At 69.7% G+C, this 16,128-nt stretch carries 11 protein-coding genes and 1 pseudogene; 7 read left to right on the top strand and 5 right to left on the bottom strand.

Translation table 11 applies throughout. The features are described from left to right. Positions 1-64: 64 nt before the first annotated feature. From ACFV4K_RS19890 to ACFV4K_RS19900, 3 genes are read right to left on the bottom strand one after another with little or no spacing between them, the layout of a single operon-like run. Entirely contained in the window at positions 65-889 is an 825-nt protein-coding gene (locus tag ACFV4K_RS19890) for a carbohydrate ABC transporter permease (protein ID WP_379276651.1), read from the bottom strand. Further along, complete coding sequence (locus ACFV4K_RS19895; RefSeq protein WP_379276653.1) at positions 886-1,782, bottom strand: carbohydrate ABC transporter permease; 897 nt, start codon at positions 1,780-1,782, stop codon at positions 886-888. Before ACFV4K_RS19895 ends, ACFV4K_RS19890 begins: the two co-directional genes overlap by 4 nt. Beyond that, positions 1,779-3,134: an ABC transporter substrate-binding protein gene (locus ACFV4K_RS19900; RefSeq protein WP_379276655.1), complete on the bottom strand. Its 1,356-nt coding sequence runs from the start codon at positions 3,132-3,134 to the stop codon at positions 1,779-1,781. The genes ACFV4K_RS19895 and ACFV4K_RS19900 overlap by 4 nt, the downstream gene beginning before the upstream one ends. A 358-nt stretch (positions 3,135-3,492) precedes the next feature. Here ACFV4K_RS19900 and ACFV4K_RS19905 point away from each other — a divergent pair, with 358 nt between their 5' ends. From ACFV4K_RS19905 to ACFV4K_RS19925, 5 genes are all read left to right on the top strand, one after another. Next, entirely contained in the window at positions 3,493-5,808 is a 2,316-nt protein-coding gene (locus ACFV4K_RS19905) for a carbon starvation CstA family protein (RefSeq protein WP_379276657.1), read from the top strand. 7 nt (positions 5,809-5,815) lie between these two features. Next, positions 5,816-6,055 (top strand): YbdD/YjiX family protein, encoded by a 240-nt coding sequence (locus ACFV4K_RS19910; RefSeq protein ID WP_379276659.1) that lies wholly within the window; start codon positions 5,816-5,818, stop codon positions 6,053-6,055. 190 nt (positions 6,056-6,245) lie between these two features. After that, a complete protein-coding gene (locus ACFV4K_RS19915; protein WP_379276660.1) occupies positions 6,246-7,892 on the top strand; it encodes a DNA-3-methyladenine glycosylase 2 family protein in 1,647 nt (548 codons plus the stop codon). 35 nt (positions 7,893-7,927) lie between these two features. Further along, the gene (locus tag ACFV4K_RS19920; protein WP_379276662.1) at positions 7,928-8,446 is read left to right on the top strand and encodes a methylated-DNA--[protein]-cysteine S-methyltransferase; all 519 of its coding nucleotides are present in this window, start codon (positions 7,928-7,930) and stop codon (positions 8,444-8,446) included. A 62-nt stretch (positions 8,447-8,508) separates the two neighbouring features. Then, positions 8,509-8,781 (top strand): DUF2277 domain-containing protein, encoded by a 273-nt coding sequence (locus ACFV4K_RS19925; protein ID WP_379276664.1) that lies wholly within the window; start codon positions 8,509-8,511, stop codon positions 8,779-8,781. A gap of 99 nt (positions 8,782-8,880) precedes the next feature. Here ACFV4K_RS19925 and ACFV4K_RS19930 read toward each other — a convergent pair whose 3' ends face one another. Together ACFV4K_RS19930 and ACFV4K_RS19935 are read right to left on the bottom strand one after the other, a co-directional pair. After that, positions 8,881-12,126: an AAA family ATPase gene (locus ACFV4K_RS19930; protein ID WP_379276666.1), complete on the bottom strand. Its 3,246-nt coding sequence runs from the start codon at positions 12,124-12,126 to the stop codon at positions 8,881-8,883. 430 nt (positions 12,127-12,556) lie between these two features. Continuing rightward, a pseudogene (locus tag ACFV4K_RS19935) lies at positions 12,557-13,714 on the bottom strand (exonuclease SbcCD subunit D); the annotation flags it as partial. Positions 13,715-13,992: 278 nt separating this feature from the next. Here ACFV4K_RS19935 and ACFV4K_RS19940 point away from each other — a divergent pair. Then, entirely contained in the window at positions 13,993-15,156 is a 1,164-nt protein-coding gene (locus tag ACFV4K_RS19940) for a DNA recombination protein RmuC (RefSeq protein ID WP_379276667.1), read from the top strand. A 117-nt stretch (positions 15,157-15,273) separates the two neighbouring features. After that, the coding region (locus ACFV4K_RS19945) for a DUF6542 domain-containing protein (RefSeq protein WP_379276668.1) at positions 15,274-16,128 on the top strand (855 nt) is incomplete at its 3' end.

The raw sequence follows: 16,128 nt of genomic DNA on the forward strand, positions 1-16,128 counted from the left end.
TACCCAAGGTTACCAACCGTCGTGACCAGGGACAATGATGCACTTCGACATGGGATCGGACGGGCTAGCGGCCGCCGAAGCCGGAGAGGGCTATGCCTCGGACGAAGGCTCGTTGGGCTATGGCGTAGATGAAGAGTAGGGGGAGGAGTATGACGGTGGCGGCGGCCATGAGGAGGGGCCAGTTGGTGGAGTATTGGCCTTGGAGGCGGACGAGGCCGAGGGTGGCGGTGGCGTAGTCGTTGCGTTGGATCATGATCAGGGGCCAGAGGAAGTCGTTCCAGACCGTGATCCAGGTGAGGATCGCGAGGACCATGACGGCGGGTTTGGTGTTTGGGAGGAGGACTCGCCAGTAGGTTTGCCAGGGGGTGCAGCCGTCGAGGGTGGCGGCCTCCTCCAGCTCTACTGGAAGGGTTCGGAAGAACTGGCGCATGAGATAGGTGCCGAAGGCGCTGCCGAAGAGGCCGGGGACGATCATGGACCAGGGGGTGTCCATCCAGCCGAAGGCGCGCATCAGCAGGAATTGCGGGATGACGGTGACGGTCAGCGGGACCATGAGGGTGGCCAGGTAGCCGAGGAAGAGGGCCTCGCGGCCGGGGAACTTCAGGCGCGCGAAGGCATAACCGGCCAGGGAGCAGAAGAAGACTTGGCCGATGGTCACGCAGGCCGCGTAGACGACGGTGTTCAGGAGCATGTGGCCGAGAGGGATGGAGGCGAAAGCCTCTCGGTAGTTGGACCATTGAGGGTGGGAAGGCAGCGGGGCGGCGGCGGTCAATTCGCCCTCGGATTTCAGCGAGGCCGAGATGGACCAGAGGATCGGGGTGAGGGCGCACCAGGCCACGGCGATCAATGCCAGGTAGGTGAGGACGGCGGAGGTCAGGCGGCGTTTCATCGGTCCACCTCGGCGCGACGGGACAACCACTGCTGAATGACGGTGAAGGCCAGCAGGATCGCGAAGATGATCCACGCCAGGGCCGAAGCGTAGCCGACTTCGTAGAAGCGGAAGGCGTTCTGAAACAGCATGATTCCCAGGACGTAGGTGCCGGTCTCGGGGCCGCCGTTGCTGCCGGTCAGCGCGTACGCCTGGTCGAAGGCCTGGACGGAGTTGATGACCGTGATGACCAGGACGAAGGACAGCGCGCCTCGAATCAGCGGAATCGTGATGGAGACGAACCGCCGGAAGCCACCGGCGCCGTCGATCTTCGCCGCCTCGTAGAGGTTTTCGGGGACGCCCTGCATGGCGGCCAGCAGAATCACCGTCGCGAAGGGCAACGACTTCCACACCGTGACCAGGCTCAACGACACCATGGCCCAATGCGGGTCGGTCAACCACGGGATCGGACCCACGCCGACCCGGCCCAGCAGGATATTGGCGAGACCGTCATCGCTGGCGAAGATGAAGCGGAAGACCACCGCCATCGCCACGGTCGACGCCACCAACGGCAGGAACGCGATGGTGCGGAAGACCCCGATGCCCCGCAACTTCCGATTCAGCAGCGCGGCCACGGCAAGGCTGATCACCACCGTCGGCACCAGGGTCAGCACCGTGAACACCGCCGTATTCCGCAGCGCGATATAGAACAGCGGATCCTCGGAGAACAACCGCCGGTAATTCGCCACCCCCACGAACCGCGGCGGACTGAACAGATCCCACGAGTGGAAACTCAGATACAGCGAGAACCCCAGCGGGAACAGCATGAACACCAGGATGGCGGCCACATTCGGCGCCACGAACAGCTTCCCGGCCCGCGCCCGCCGCCGATCCAGCTCCGATCCCCGTCTCATACCGCCGCCCGTAACAACTGGTCGATATCGGAAGACGTCTGCCCGCCCAGCGATTCCGCCGACGCCGCACCCCGCAACACGCGGTTGCAGCCCCGCTCGAGCAGCGCTTCCACCTTGCCCCACAAGGGCGTCACCGCCAGCGGACGAGAATTCTCCGGTCCCTCGGTGAAGACCTCCAGATTCCGCACCCCCGGATGCGCCGCCGCGAATCCCGGCGACCGCATGGCCGACCGCAATACCGGCACGAACAGTCCCGATTCGGCGATGATGGCCTGCCCTTCCGGCCCGGTCGCGAATTTCACGAACTCCCACGCCTGTTCCCGCCGCGGACTGCTCGCGGCGATGGCCAGCCCGGTGCTGCCGATATCGGTGATCGCCCCCGGTCCCCCGTGCGGCCCGACCGGCAGCACCGTCACATCGAAGTCCAGCCCGTCCCGGTCGGTGAACTCCGAGTACAGCCAGTGCCCGCCCATGAGCATGGCGGCCTTCCCGCTGCGGAACAGGTCCTGCGCCGAAACGGACTGCCGGTCACCGACACTGGGCGCGACCCGATGCCGCACCGCGAGATCCGCGTAGAACTGGAGCCCTGCCGCGAACTGAGGATCCCCCAGATTCGTGTGGTCCGGCCGCACCGGCGGGCTGAACCATTCGGTGCCGTTGTTCATCCCGAAGCAAGCCGCCGAGAAGTACGGCACCCACGCGTCCACGAAACCCCATTGGCGAGTGCGCCCGTCGGGGTCCCGATGGGTGAGCGTCCGCGCCGCGGCCAGGAACTCGTCGAAGTTCCACGCCTCCGACCAGCGCACCGGCGCCTGGATCCCCGCCTCGGCGAACAGCTTCCGGTTGTAGTAGAGGAACACCCCCGACCATTGCTCCGGGAGCGCGTACTGCCCGCCGCCCCACACGAACGTGTCACGCAGCGTGGCGTACCCGTCCGCCCGCAGGCGCGCCGCGTATTCCGGTTCCCGATCCAGGAATTCACGCAGGTCGGCCAGCACCCCGCGATCCGCGAGCCCCGCGTACAGCAGTTCCCACGCCATCAGCACGTCCGGGCATTTGCCGCCCGCGCAGTAGGTGAGCATCTGCTGCAACGGATCCGGCCCGGACATGATGGTGCGGATCCGGATATCGGGTCGCCGCCGCTGGAATTCGTCGATGATCCGCAGCCGCGTCCGCGCCTCCTCGGGTCGCGCCTGGAAGAAGAAGGTGACCGCGTCGTCGTCCCCGCCCGCGCAGCCGCCGGCGGCGAGCAGCGCACCGGCCGCGGCCGAGCGCAGCAGGGTCCGCCGGTCGAAACCGCCGCGCGCGCCGCCGATCTCCCGCGCGCCGGACGGGCGGAGGTGCTGCGGCATCGCGTCTCCTCTGGTCGCGGACGATCGCGGCGGGGTCATGACTCGGGCGACGGGGCGGCCGGAAGGATATATCCGTGAACTAAACGAACTAATGCCACCACCGTGACGTAGATCTCGAACCAGCATGGCAGCATACGGGGAGCTACCCGCGACACGTCGAAAACACGCGAACTCGCGGGCATCGCACCGGATCGCAACACCCCCGCCGAGCCCGGTACAGCGTCCCCCGGGCCAACCGTACCCGGCGGTACGACCTGCAGGTGAACGGCTGGTCAAAGCCAGTTCAGAGGCATGTCGGTTGGGCTACGTTGTGACCATTTGAATCAGTGACCGTTGTACCGCACGGGAGAGTTGGCGCATGGCGACCATCGAATACCTCCGGACGGATCCCGACCTGCCACCGGTGGGCGTCGTGGACCGGACACCCATGACACCGGCGAAGAAGGGCATCTTCCTCGCCATCGCCATCGTCGGCGCGATCGCCTGGGCCATCCTCGCGTTCATGCGCGGCGAGAACGTGAACGCGGTGTGGATCGTCATCGCGGCCCTGTGCACGTACGTGCTCGCCTACCAGTTCTACGCGCGGCTCATCGAATACAAGATCACCAAGCCGCGTGACGATGTCGCCACTCCCGCCGAGGAGATGGAGAACGGCAAGGACTACATGCCGATGGACCGGCGAGTCCTGTTCGGCCACCACTTCGCCGCCATCGCCGGCGCGGGCCCACTGGTCGGTCCGGTGCTCGCCGCCCAGATGGGCTACCTACCCGGCACCGTCTGGATCATCGTCGGCGTGGTGCTGGCCGGTGCGGTGCAGGACTACCTGGTCCTGTGGGCGTCGGTGAAACGCCGCGGCCGCTCGCTGGGCCAGATGGCGCGCGACGAACTCGGTGTGGTCGGCGGCGTGGCGGCCATCGTCGCCGTGCTTGTCATCATGATGATCCTGCTCGCCGTGCTCGGCATCGTCGTCGTGAATGCCCTTGCGGCGACCGAGAACAAGACCACCCACGTCCTCGAGGGCGGCAGCCCGTGGGGTGTGTTCTCCATCGCCATGACCATCCCGATCGCGCTGTTCATGGGCTTGTACCTGCGCTACCTGCGGCCCGGCAAGGTCGGTGAGGTGTCGATCATCGGTTTCGCGGCGCTGATGCTGGCCATCATCTCCGGCAACTGGGTCGCCGGATCCGGTTGGGGCCGTGACCTGTTCACGCTGTCGGGCACCACCATCTCCTGGATGCTGATCATCTACGGCTTCGTCGCGTCGGTGCTGCCGGTGTGGATGCTGCTCGCCCCGCGCGACTACCTGTCGACCTTCATGAAGATCGGCACCATCGGCCTGCTCGCCCTCGGCGTGCTCGCCACCATGCCGGTACTGAAGGCCCCCGCGGTCTCCCAGTTCGCGAGCAACTCCAACGGACCGTCCTTCGCGGGCAGCCTGTTCCCGTTCCTGTTCATCACCATCGCGTGCGGCGCGCTGTCGGGCTTCCACTCGCTGGTGTCCTCGGGCACCACGCCCAAACTGCTGGAGAAGCAGTCGCAGGCGCGGATGATCGGCTACGGCGGCATGCTCATGGAGTCGTTCGTCGCGGTCATGGCCATCATCGCGGCGTCGATCCTGGACCAGCACCTGTACTTCGCGATCAACACCCCCAATATGACCTCCGCGCAGGCGGCCGCCGACAGCGTCAACAAGCTCGGCCTCAGCGGCAACCCGATCGACGCGCAGTACCTGAACGACGTGGCGGCGGGCACGGGCGAGTCCCGCGTCTATTCCCGCACCGGTGGCGCGCCCACCCTCGCCATCGGCATGACCGAGATCATGCACAAGTTCATCGGCGGCAACAGCCTCAAGGCGTTCTGGTACCACTTCGCCATCATGTTCGAGGCGCTGTTCATCCTCACCACCATCGACGCGGGCACCCGTGTCGCGCGGTTCATGCTCTCGGACTCGCTGGGCAACCTGGGCGGCGTCGCCAAGAAGTTCCGCGACCCGTCGTGGTGGCCGGGCGTGTTCATCTGCTCCGGACTGGTGGTGGCCGCGTGGGGTTCGGTGCTGCTGATGGGCGTCACCGACCCGCTGGGCGGCATCAACACGCTGTACCCGCTGTTCGGCATCTCCAACCAGCTGCTCGCGGCCATCGCGCTGACCGTCGTGCTGGTGATCGTGGTGAAGAAGGGCCTGCTGAAATGGGCCTGGATCCCGGCGGTTCCGCTGGTCTGGGACCTGATCGTCACCATGACGGCCTCGTTCCAGAAGATCTTCTCCGGTGACCCGAAGATCGGCTACTGGACGCTGCACTACAACACCATCGACAAGCAGAACGCCTACATCGCGGCCCGCGACACCGGTCAGCTGCCGAAGGGCATCAAGGATGTCGACGCACTGAACACGCAGATCAGCAATATGGACAAGATCATCCGCAATACCTTCATCCAGGGCACGCTGTCGATCGTGTTCGCGGTGATGGTGCTGATCGTGGCGCTGGTCGGCATCTGGGTCTGCGTGAAGGCCATCCGGGCGGGCGGCAGCTCGACCACCGAGACCGAGGAAGTGCCGTCGAAGCTGTTCGGCCCCAAGGGGTTCATCGCCAGCAAGGCGGAACGGGAGGTCCAGCAGGAATGGGACGCCCTGATCGCCGAGGGCAAGGTCGTCGCACCCGGCGCGCGGCATTGACGCGCCGATGACCGCCCCCGACGCCCCGTCCACCGCAGGTCCACTGCGGCGGGCGGGGCTCGCCCTCATCCGGGCCCTGAAAGCCGTTGCCTGGTGGTTCAACTCGATTCTCGGCGGCAACGATTACGCCCGCTACGTGCAGCATCAGCGCCTGCACCACCCCGGCTGCGCGATTCCCAGCGAACGGGACTACTGGCGCGACCGGCACGCCGCCGCGGACAAGAATCCCAGCAATCGCTGCTGTTGATCCGTATGCCAACGCGGCGACTGATCTCGCAACGCTCGGGGTAACTCCCCGGGTACGCCCAAAATCGACTCGTTCCCGAACCGCTGGCACGGGTGCCCGGCGGTCAGCGGCTCTCAGCCGCCCGCTGAATATCCGGAGAGGCGAGGGAGCGATGGCTGATTCCCGCTAGCGCGGGCGGGCTCGGACTGCCATGGTGGTATGCGTGAGTGCGAACGACTTGGACTTCGAGCGTTGCTACCGCGCCGTGGCCACCCGGGACTCCCGGTTCGACGGACACTTCGTGACCGCGGTACGCACCACCGGAATCTATTGCCGCCCTTCCTGTCCAGCCATCACCCCCAAACGGGCCAACGTCACCTTCCTGCCGACCGCGGCCGCCGCCCAGCAGGGCGGATTCCGGGCCTGCCGCCGCTGCCTGCCCGACGCCGCGCCCGGGTCACCGCTGTGGAACACCCGCGCCGACCTGGCCTCCCGGGCCATGCGGCTGATCGGCGACGGCGTCATCGAACGCGGCGGCGTCCCCGCCCTCGCCAACGCCCTCGGCTACTCGCAACGCCAGCTCACCCGGGTGCTCACCGGCGAACTCGGCGCTGGCCCACTGGCTTTGGCGCGCGCCCACCGCGCCCACACCGCGCGACTGCTGATCCAGACCACCCGGCTGCCCATGTCCGATATCGCGTTCGCGGCCGGATTCGCCAGCATCCGGCAGTTCAACGACACCGTGCGCGAGGTCTTCGCGGTCAGTCCCACCGCGCTGCGCGAGGAATCGCGGCGCCGCAACGGCGACACCCTGCCCGCCACCAACGGGCTGCTCACCCTGCGACTGCCCTACCGGGAACCGCTGGACCGGTCGTGGCTGGAATGGTTCCTGGCGGCGCACGCCGTGCCCGGGCTGGAGCTGTACGAGAACGGGGTGTACACGCGCAGCCTGCGAACACCGCACGGTCACACCACCATTCGGCTGTCGATTCAGCCGGGGCATGTGCGGGCGGCGCTGTCGTTGCAGGACATGCGGGATCTCGCGCCGACCGTCGCGCGCATCCGGCACTTCCTCGACCTCGACGCCGATCCCGTCGGTATCGATGAGGCGTTGACGGCGGGCATGGCGGGGATGCCGTTGCGTGTGGACCTACCCGGCGAGGCACCAGGGGCGGATCCGACCGCGCAGCGCTCGAACGGTGCCGCGGGCGCGAACGGCGCCGTGCCGCCTGGGAACGGTGTCGTGCCGCGTTCGAACGGCGATGGTCGGGCGAACGGCACCGTACTGCCCGCGGGCATCCGGGTGCCCGGCTGCCTGGACGGTCCGGAGCTGTTGCTGCGCACCATGATCGGGCAGCAGATCTCGGTGGCGGCCGCCAATACCCACACCGCGCGACTGGTGCAGCAGCTCGGCGAGCCCGTCGACGGGGCCATCCCGCACCTGTTCCCCACCGCCGAGGCCATCGCTGAACGCGGCTCCGAGGTGCTCACCGGTCCGGGGCGGCGGATCGAGGCCATCGTCGGCGCGGCCAAGGCCCTCGCCTCCGGGGACCTCGTGCTGCACTCCGGCCGCACCGCCGCCGAACTCCGCCGCGACCTGCTCGCCCTCGACGGCGTCGGGCCGTGGACCGCCGACTACGTGACGATGCGCCTGCTCGCCGACCCCGACGTGCTGCTGCCGTCCGACCTGGTGGTGCGGCGCGGGGCCGCGCTGCTCGGCGTGGATCTCACCGCGACGGCCCGCTGGTCGCCGTGGCGCTCCTACCTGACCATGCACCTGTGGAAGCACGCCCTGGCCAATCCCGAGCCACGGGCCTCCGCGAAAATCGAACCGCTCGGTCGGCGCGCCGCCCAGTGAGCACGCCGACGACTCCCACCCGGAGGACATTCCTCATGAGCTCCGAAAACACGCACGTATCAGCGGATTACGCCACTACTACCACCGCGGCCGGGCCGTTCACGGCCGTGGTGGACGCCGACGGGGTGGTCCTGGCCTCGGGCTGGACCGCCTCGGCGGAGGAACTGCGTGTGCTCATCCACCCCAGCATCCGGCCCGCCGAACTGCGGGCCCGCGATTCGCTCGGGCCGGTCTCGCGGGCCGTCGCCGACTATCACGCCGGTGATCTGTCCGCCATCGACACCATTCCCGTCCGGCAGGTCTCCGGGCCGTTCCTCACCCACGCCTGGGAAATCCTGCGCAAGGTGCCCGCGGGCGAGCCGGTCACCTACACCGACTTCGCGGTCATCTCCGGCCGCCCCGCCGCCACCCGCGCCGCCGCCAATGCCTGCGCCCGCAACGCGGCCGCCCTGTTCGTCCCCTGCCACCGGGTCATCCGCACCGACGGCAGCCTCGGCGGCTTCCGCTACGGGCTGCCCGTGAAACGCTGGCTGCTCGACCACGAATCCGCCTGACCGCCCGACCAGCGGCATTGCTCTGACCGGAGGTGTCGGCGCCCCGGCGTACGCTCGCGACCATGTGCCGCAACATCCACACCCTGCACAACTTCGAGCCGCCGGCCACCCCGGACGAGGTGCACGCGGCCGCCCTGCAATACGTCCGCAAGATCAGCGGAACCGCCAAACCCTCCCAGGCCAACCAGGCCGCCTTCGACCTCGCCGTCGAGGAGATCACCGCCGCCACCACTCGCCTCCTCGACGGGCTGACCACCAACGCCCCGCCCAAGGACCGCGAGGTCGAAGCCGCCAAGGCCCGAGCCCGGGCCGAAGTCCGCTTCGCCCGCAGCTGACCGACACCGCGAGTCCGGGGTTCGAGCGCGTCCGGCCGCCGACAAGGCCGCAGCCCCTGGTGACCGGTCCCGTCCTCGGCGCGACCGCGGACGCGCCGCTCAGACGCCGACGGAGGTTTCCAGACGGGAGCCGGTGCGGCCGCGAATGACGTGGAGGCGGCTGGGGATGCGCTGGCGCATTTCGTCGACGTGGCTGACCACGCCGACCACGCGGCCACCGGAGCGGAGCTCGTCGAGGACGCCCATGACCGAGTCGAGGGTGTCGGCGTCGAGGCTGCCGAAACCCTCGTCGATGAAGAGGGTGTCCATGACCAGGCCGCCCGATTCGGCGGAGACGACGTCGGCCAGGCCGAGGGCCAGGGATAGCGAGGCCATGAAGGTCTCGCCGCCAGAGAGGGTTTTGGCGGGGCGGACCGCGCCGGTGTAGTCGTCGCGGATGTCGAGGCCCAGGCCGCCGCGACGGCCGCGGGGGCCGGCGGCGTCGGTGTGGACGAATTCGTAGCGGCCACCGGACATTCGGCGCAGGCGGACCGATCCGGCCAGGGCCACCTCTTCCAGGCGGGCGGCCAGGACGTAGGAGCGCAGGGACATGCGGCGGTTGTTCTCGCCGCGGCCCGCGACCACCTCGGACAGGCGGGCCAGTTCGTCGTGAGCGCGTTGCAACGGGGCGATGTGTTCGACGTCGGTCTGCAATTGCGTGCAGAGGGCCGTCAGTTGCTCGACCCGCCGCTCCGCTTCGGCATGCGCGGCCACCGCCCGGTTCAGTTCCGATTCCGACTGGGCCACAGCGTTTTCCAGCTCACTAGGATCGCCCGGCTCCGTATCCCCGGCGGCACGGATTTCCGGTTCGGCGAGGACGGCCTCGGCGTGGGCGCGGGCACGGTCCGCGGCCACGAGCTCGTCCTCGATCTCCGACTGCTGCGCGGTCGTGCGTGAGGCGGCGTCGACCGCGCGGGCATACTCGCCCAGCACGGCGTAATCCGGGCCGGACTCCCCCATCACCGGGGGCGCGGATTCCACCAAACCCGCTTCGTACGATAGCTTTTCGACCCGCACGGCGGCCGCGACCACCTGCTCGCGGGCGGTGACGGCTTCGACGCGGGCCACGCGGACCACACCGGCCTCTTCGACCAGGGCCGCCAGCCGCGCCCGCCGCCGCTCGACCGTGCCGTCGGCTCCGGCGGCGGCGCGCAGCCGCTCGGTGAGTTCGGCCAGCCGGCGATCGGCGGCCACGATCCGCTCGGTCGTCGCGCTCACCCGGCTCTCGCACTCACGCGCCTCGTTCTGGAGCCGGGTCTGATCGGCACGCAGCGTGTTCAGCTCGGCGGTGAGCCCGTCCACCAGCCCCGCCGCTCGCTTGGCAGCGGTGAACTGCCGCGTCGAATCGTCCAGCGCCGCGGCCAGTTCCGCCTTGTCGACGTCGCCACGCCGCTCGACCAGCACCTCGACGGCCCGCTCCAGCTCCGCCACCAGCTGACCCGCGCGCTCCCGAGCGGCCTCCGCCGCCCGTTCGGCGGCCAGCGCCGCGTCCTCGTCCGCCTTGGACACCGCGTGCTCGGCGGGCCGGGCCGGATTCGGGTGCGCATCGGACCCGCACACCGCGCACGGCTCCCCGTCGACCAGCGCCTCCGCCAGTTCCGCGGCCATCCCCGCCATTCGCTGCTCCCGCAGCGCCTGCGTCCGCTTCCACGCCTCCGCGTGCGCGGTCTTCGCCTGTTCGAAGGTGGTCCCCGCCCGAGCCAGCTCCCCCCGCTTCCGCTCCAGCTCGACCGCGGCCTCCGCCGACGTCCGCAACCGCAGGCACTCGGCCTCCAGCCCGGCCAGTGCGGCCGCCGCATCGGCGGACCCGCGCAACCGAACCTCGACTCCCGCAACAGCTTCCGGCAACTCCCCCAGCCGCGCGATCAGCTTCGCCGCCCGAGCCGCCAGGTCCTTCTGCTCGGTCCGCAGCCCCGACAATTCCCGAGTCAGCTGATTCGCCGACTCGGCATCGGCCCGCACCTCATCCAGCGCCCCCACCTGCGCACTCCACCGCTGCACCGCCGCCTCGAGCCCGCCGCCGGAGCCCGCCCGGGGCAGGTCATCCAGCCCGCCGGTGCGCGCCGAACCCGTATCGATCTCCATGCCAAGGCGGTTCGCGCGAAGGTGCGGAGGCTCGTCACCGGCATCCGTGGAGTCCGGCTGGATTACGGGCGCGGGGAGGTCGGTCAGGTCGGTGGCGAGGTCGGTGCCCGCGAGCTCGGTGGCGGCCAGGTCGGCTGCGGCCCAGGTGGTTCCGGGGAGTTCGGCGGTCGCGGGGTCGAGGAGGCGATCGGCGAGTTGTTCGGCGGCACGGGTGGCGTCGTCGGTGCGGCGGCGCAGGGCGACGGCGGCGGTGCGGGCCTCGGCGAGGGCGGCGGCGACCGGTTCGGCGCGACGAGCGCGGTCGAGCTCGGACTGGCGGGCCGTGCGCTGGGTGGCGGTCGCCGTGAAGTCGGCGAGCTGCGCCTGGGCCGCGGCGCGACGGCGGAACAGGTCGTGGCGGCGGCGCTCGGCCTCGGCGGCGGCGCGGACCCTCGACGAATCCTGTTGGCGCTGTTGGAGGTCCACGGAGGTGGCGGTCAGCGTGGTACGGGCGGCGGCCAGCAGGGACTGCGACCAGGCGACCGATTCGAGGATGGTGGCGGAATCGGTGGCGGGCAGGCCGGCGGCGGTGCCGACACGGGCGATCAGGGCATCGATGCCGTGCTTGCGGGTGTCGAGTTCGGCGGTGCTCGCGCGGCGCTTGTCGATGAGCCACTGTTCGGCGGTGCCGAAACGTTCGGTGTCGAAGAGCTTTTCGAGGAGCTTCTCGCGTTCCTCGTTGTCGGCGCGCAGGAAGCGGGCGAAATCGCCCTGGGGCAGCAGGACGACCTGGAAGAACTGGTCGGCGCTCATGCCGAGCAGGCGCAGCACCTCGTCGCCGATGTCGGGGATGCGCGAGAGGTTCTGGCCACGGCCGTCCAGCCATTCCAGGGTGGCGACCGAGTTCTCCTTCACCCAACCGGATTTGGCGCGCTTGCTGGGGCGCTGGAACTCCGGGGAGCGGATCAGGCGCAGGGTCCGGCCGCCGACGGTGGCCTCGAGCAGCACCCGGGGCGGGGTCTGCTCGTCGGCGTGATCGGAGTGCAGGCGCTTGCCCTCCTCGCGCGCGCCGGGCACCTTCCCGTACAGCGCGAAGGCGATGGCGTCGAGCACCGTGGTCTTCCCGGCCCCGGTCTGCCCGTGCAGCAGGAACAGCCCATCCGCGCCCAGCTCGTCGAAATCCACCACGGCCGTCTCGGCGAACGGCCCGAACGCCGTCAACTCCAGCCGATGCAGCCGCATGCCGTGACCCCTTCCCGCAACGCCTCGACCCATTCGACAACCGATCGCGCGCCCGCACCGGCGGGACACGCCGAAATGCCCCGTACCCCAACGTTCACGCGGTCATCCCGTCCGCGGACTCGCCGGATTCATCCGTCCCGAGACCGAATTCCTCCACATCGAACAACCCGAGCGCCGCATCCGCCTCCGCCGCGTCCGCCCCGCGCACCGACCCGTCGAACCCGGCCGCGCTGACCACCCGCTCCGCCTCGGCCGCCCCCGGCCGGGCAGCATCCGACTCCGCCGACGCAACAGCATCCTGAACGGCACTCACCTCGGCCGGCATCGCGGCCGTCTGCGCGGAAACCGCCCCGGCCGGCACGGATGCCCTCTCAACGGGAGCCGCCGCCGCGGGTGAGGCCGCCGCGGCGGGCAACACCGTGCGCTCATCCGGCGCGGAAACGCGGCGGGGGCCGTCCTTTTCGCGGGTGGCGGCGGAGAGGGCGCGTTCGAGCCAGGTCATCTCGCCCGCGGTCGGGACGCCCCGGACGTCGGAGAGGAAGCTCTGGGCGATCTCGGTGTCGCGGCGGCCGTGGACGCGTTCGCGGTAGCGGAGTTCCGGGTTGCCGTCCGGGCGTTGCCATTCCACGTGGACGGCGTGCGGGAAGCGGTCGCGCAGTCGGCGCAGGGCGTCCACGGGGCGCGCGGTGTCGGTGAGGGTGGCCGACACATAGTGGGTTTCGGCTTCGGCGTGCTCCGGCGATTCCAGGAGGGATTCCAGCGGTCCCGTGAGCTGGGACAGGCCGCGCACCACCGGGAGATCGTGGCGCCGCACCTCCGCGAGCCCGGAGGCGTCGAGATCCACGATCCACACGGCCTTGCGGTGCGAGCGCTCACCGAACGAATACGGCAGCGGCGATCCCGAATACCGGACCGACTCCGACAGCGTCTGCGGCGAGTGCAGGTGCCCCAGGGCCGTGTAGTCGATCCCGTCGAACGCCGACAGCGACACCGTCTCCACCCCGCCCACGGAGATGGACCGCTCCGAACCAGTCGCCTCACCGCCCACCACGAACGCGTGCGCCAGCACCACCGAACGGGCCCCGGTCCGCCCCGCCAGATCCGCGCGGACCCGCCCCATGGCCGCGTCCAGAATCTCGGCGTGTGAACGCGCCTGCGGTACACCCAATTCCACCCGGGTGATCTCCGGCTCCAAGTACGGAATGCCGTAAAAGGCAATTTCACCGAACTCGTCGGAAAGCACGATCGGCCGCGCCACGTCCGCGATCCGGCAGCGCAAATGCAATCCGCCCGCCGCCGCGAAACTCCCGAGCGCACCCAGCCGAGTCGGCGAGTCATGATTTCCGGAGGTCGCGATAATCGTCGCCCCCGCCGCCCGAATTGCCTCGAATCCCCGATTGCACACCGCGATCGCATCCGCGCTGGGAATGGAACGGTCGTACACGTCCCCCGGCAGCACGACCACGTCGACCACCTCGGCCCGCACCAATTCCGCGATGGCCAGCAGCGAGCACTCCTGATCGGTCAGCAGATCGACGCCATGAAAGGTGCGCCCGATATGCCAGTCGGAGGTGTGCAGGATCCGCATGTCGGAGAACGCTAGGCGATCGCTCCGACAGGTTGGGCTACACCCTGGCGAGTCGACTGAAACACGCCGATGTATGCGCGGGCGATCAGGCGTTGGCCAACGGGACAACTGATTTCGCAATGGTCGGGGTAACTCACCGGGCACGCCCGGAGATGGTTCGGCACCCAGCCGCCGGCACGGGTACATGGCGGTCGACGGCTCTCAGCCGCCCGCTGAAGACACGGGGAGGCGGGGGAGCTTCACCGGATTGTCGGTGCCGTACGGCACTATCACAGGCCATGACCGCACCGATGCTGTTCGCGCTGCTGTTGGTGTTCGTTTCGGGGCTGGCCCTGGGCTGGCTGGGGCATGCCGCGCGGGCGGGACAGCGGGGTGCGATGGCCGAGGCGAGACTGGCGGCCATGCGGGACAACGAGCGGTTGTTGCGGCAATCGCTCGGGGCGGCCAGCGAGGACGCGGCGCGGCGGCAGTCGCATGCGATCGGCGCGCTGGTGGAACCGCTGCGCGACGCGGTCGGCAGTCTGGACCAGCATATCCGGGAAGTCGAGCACAATCGCATCAACGCGTATTCGGGCCTGCGCGAACAGGTCGCGGGCATGCAGCGGATGTCGCACCAGTTGTCCACGCAGACCGGTCAGTTGGTAGCCGCCCTGCGCGCACCCCAGGTGCGCGGCCGCTGGGGCGAGATCCAGCTGGAACGGGTGGTGGAGCTGGCCGGGATGGCCCGGCACTGCGATTTCGACACCCAGGTGACCCGCCGCGGCGACACGGTGGTGCGACCGGACCTGGTGGTGCGCCTGTCCGGCGGCCGTCAGATCGTGGTGGACGCCAAGGTGCCGTGCACCGCGTTCCTCGACGCCGCGGGGACCGAGGACCCGCGCGAACGCGCCAATCATCTGGCCCTGCACGCGCGGCACCTGCGCAATCACGTCGATCAGCTGGCGGCCAAGGAGTACTGGGCGGCTTTCGACCCCTCCCCTGATTTCGTGGTGCTGTTCGTGCCCGGCGATCCGTTCCTGGACGCGGCGCTCACCGCCGATTCCGGATTGCTCGAGTACGCCTTCGGTCGCAATGTGGTCCTGGCGACGCCCACCACGCTCATGGCGCTGCTGCGCACGGTGGCGCTGGGCTGGCGGCAGGAGGCGATGTCGGCGGACATGGCCCTGATCCAGCAGCTGGGCCGCGAGCTCTACACCCGGCTCGGCACCACCGGCCGCCACCTGGACCGGCTGGGATCCCAGCTGGGCAAGGCGGTCGACGCCTATAACCACACGGTCGCGTCGATGGAGTCGCGGGTGCTGGTGACGGCCCGCAAGATGCACGATCTCGGTGTCGCGGACGCCGCCCCGCCGGAGGTCCACAGTATCGACAGCTGGCCCCGCGCGGTCGGCTTCGCCGGAGGCGAATATCGGTTCCGGGGCGACGAGGCGGGTGAGGCCTGAGCAACCGCTCGGTCCCAGGGCGCACGCGCCACAGCTAACTCCTGGTTCATGCGATTCGGAATACCTGCCTGATGTCGCCTGCCTCGTGAAACACCGACATGCCTTAGTGTGCTTGACGTGGCAGTTACCCAACGCGAGCGAACCGAGGTGCCCCCGTCGCACCGTTCGATCCTGCCGTCGGTTCCCGGCGTCTCGGCCCCGATCGCGGTCCTGATCGCCGTGACGTGCACGTTCGTCGGGTTCCTGATCGATTCGATGGGCGGCGACGAGCTCACCGGCACGTTCGCCAGCCTGTACGTGATCGGCTGTCTACTGGCCGTGCTCGCGGTCCGCTTCCGGGGACTGTTCACCGCGCTGGTGCTGCCGCCGCTGCTGCTGTTCATCGCGGTGCCGGTGTCGTATCAGCTCCTGCTGGGCTCCGCCCGCAGCTTCAAGCTGCGCGAGATCCTGCTGAATCTGGCCATCCCGCTGGTGAACCGGTTCCCGACGATGGCGCTGGCCACCACGCTGGTACTGATCGTCGGCGCGGTCCGGATCGCCATGCACCGCAAGGAGAGCAAGGACGGCGTCGACGGTGAGGCCCGCACGCTCCGGGGTCGCGCCACCCGACCCGGCGGCGCCCGCGCCCAGCGCACCCGGCCCGCCGACTCCAAGGATCCCGCCAGACGCCGCTTCCGACCCGGCGACGACACCACGGACGCGGGCGTGACCGAACCCACCGAGACCGAGTCCACCCGTTCGTCCCGCCGCGCCGCCGGCCGGGTCGCCGCCGGACCGCCGCGGGTGGGCGCGAACCGGCAGTCCGGTGAGACCCGCCGCCGCTCGCGCGAGGCCGATCCGGCCGCCGCCGATCGCACCCCCCCCCCCCCCGGCCCCCCCCGGCCCCCCCAGGCGGGTCCGCCACCCCCCGCACGCGCGACGCGGCCCAGCCCCCCCCCCCCACGCCCCGGGCCGCCCCCCCCCAAGCCCGGC

The sequence above is a fragment of the Nocardia sp. NPDC059764 genome (assembly GCF_042732555.1).
In the GTDB taxonomy this organism is placed as follows: Bacteria; Actinomycetota; Actinomycetes; order Mycobacteriales; family Mycobacteriaceae; genus Nocardia.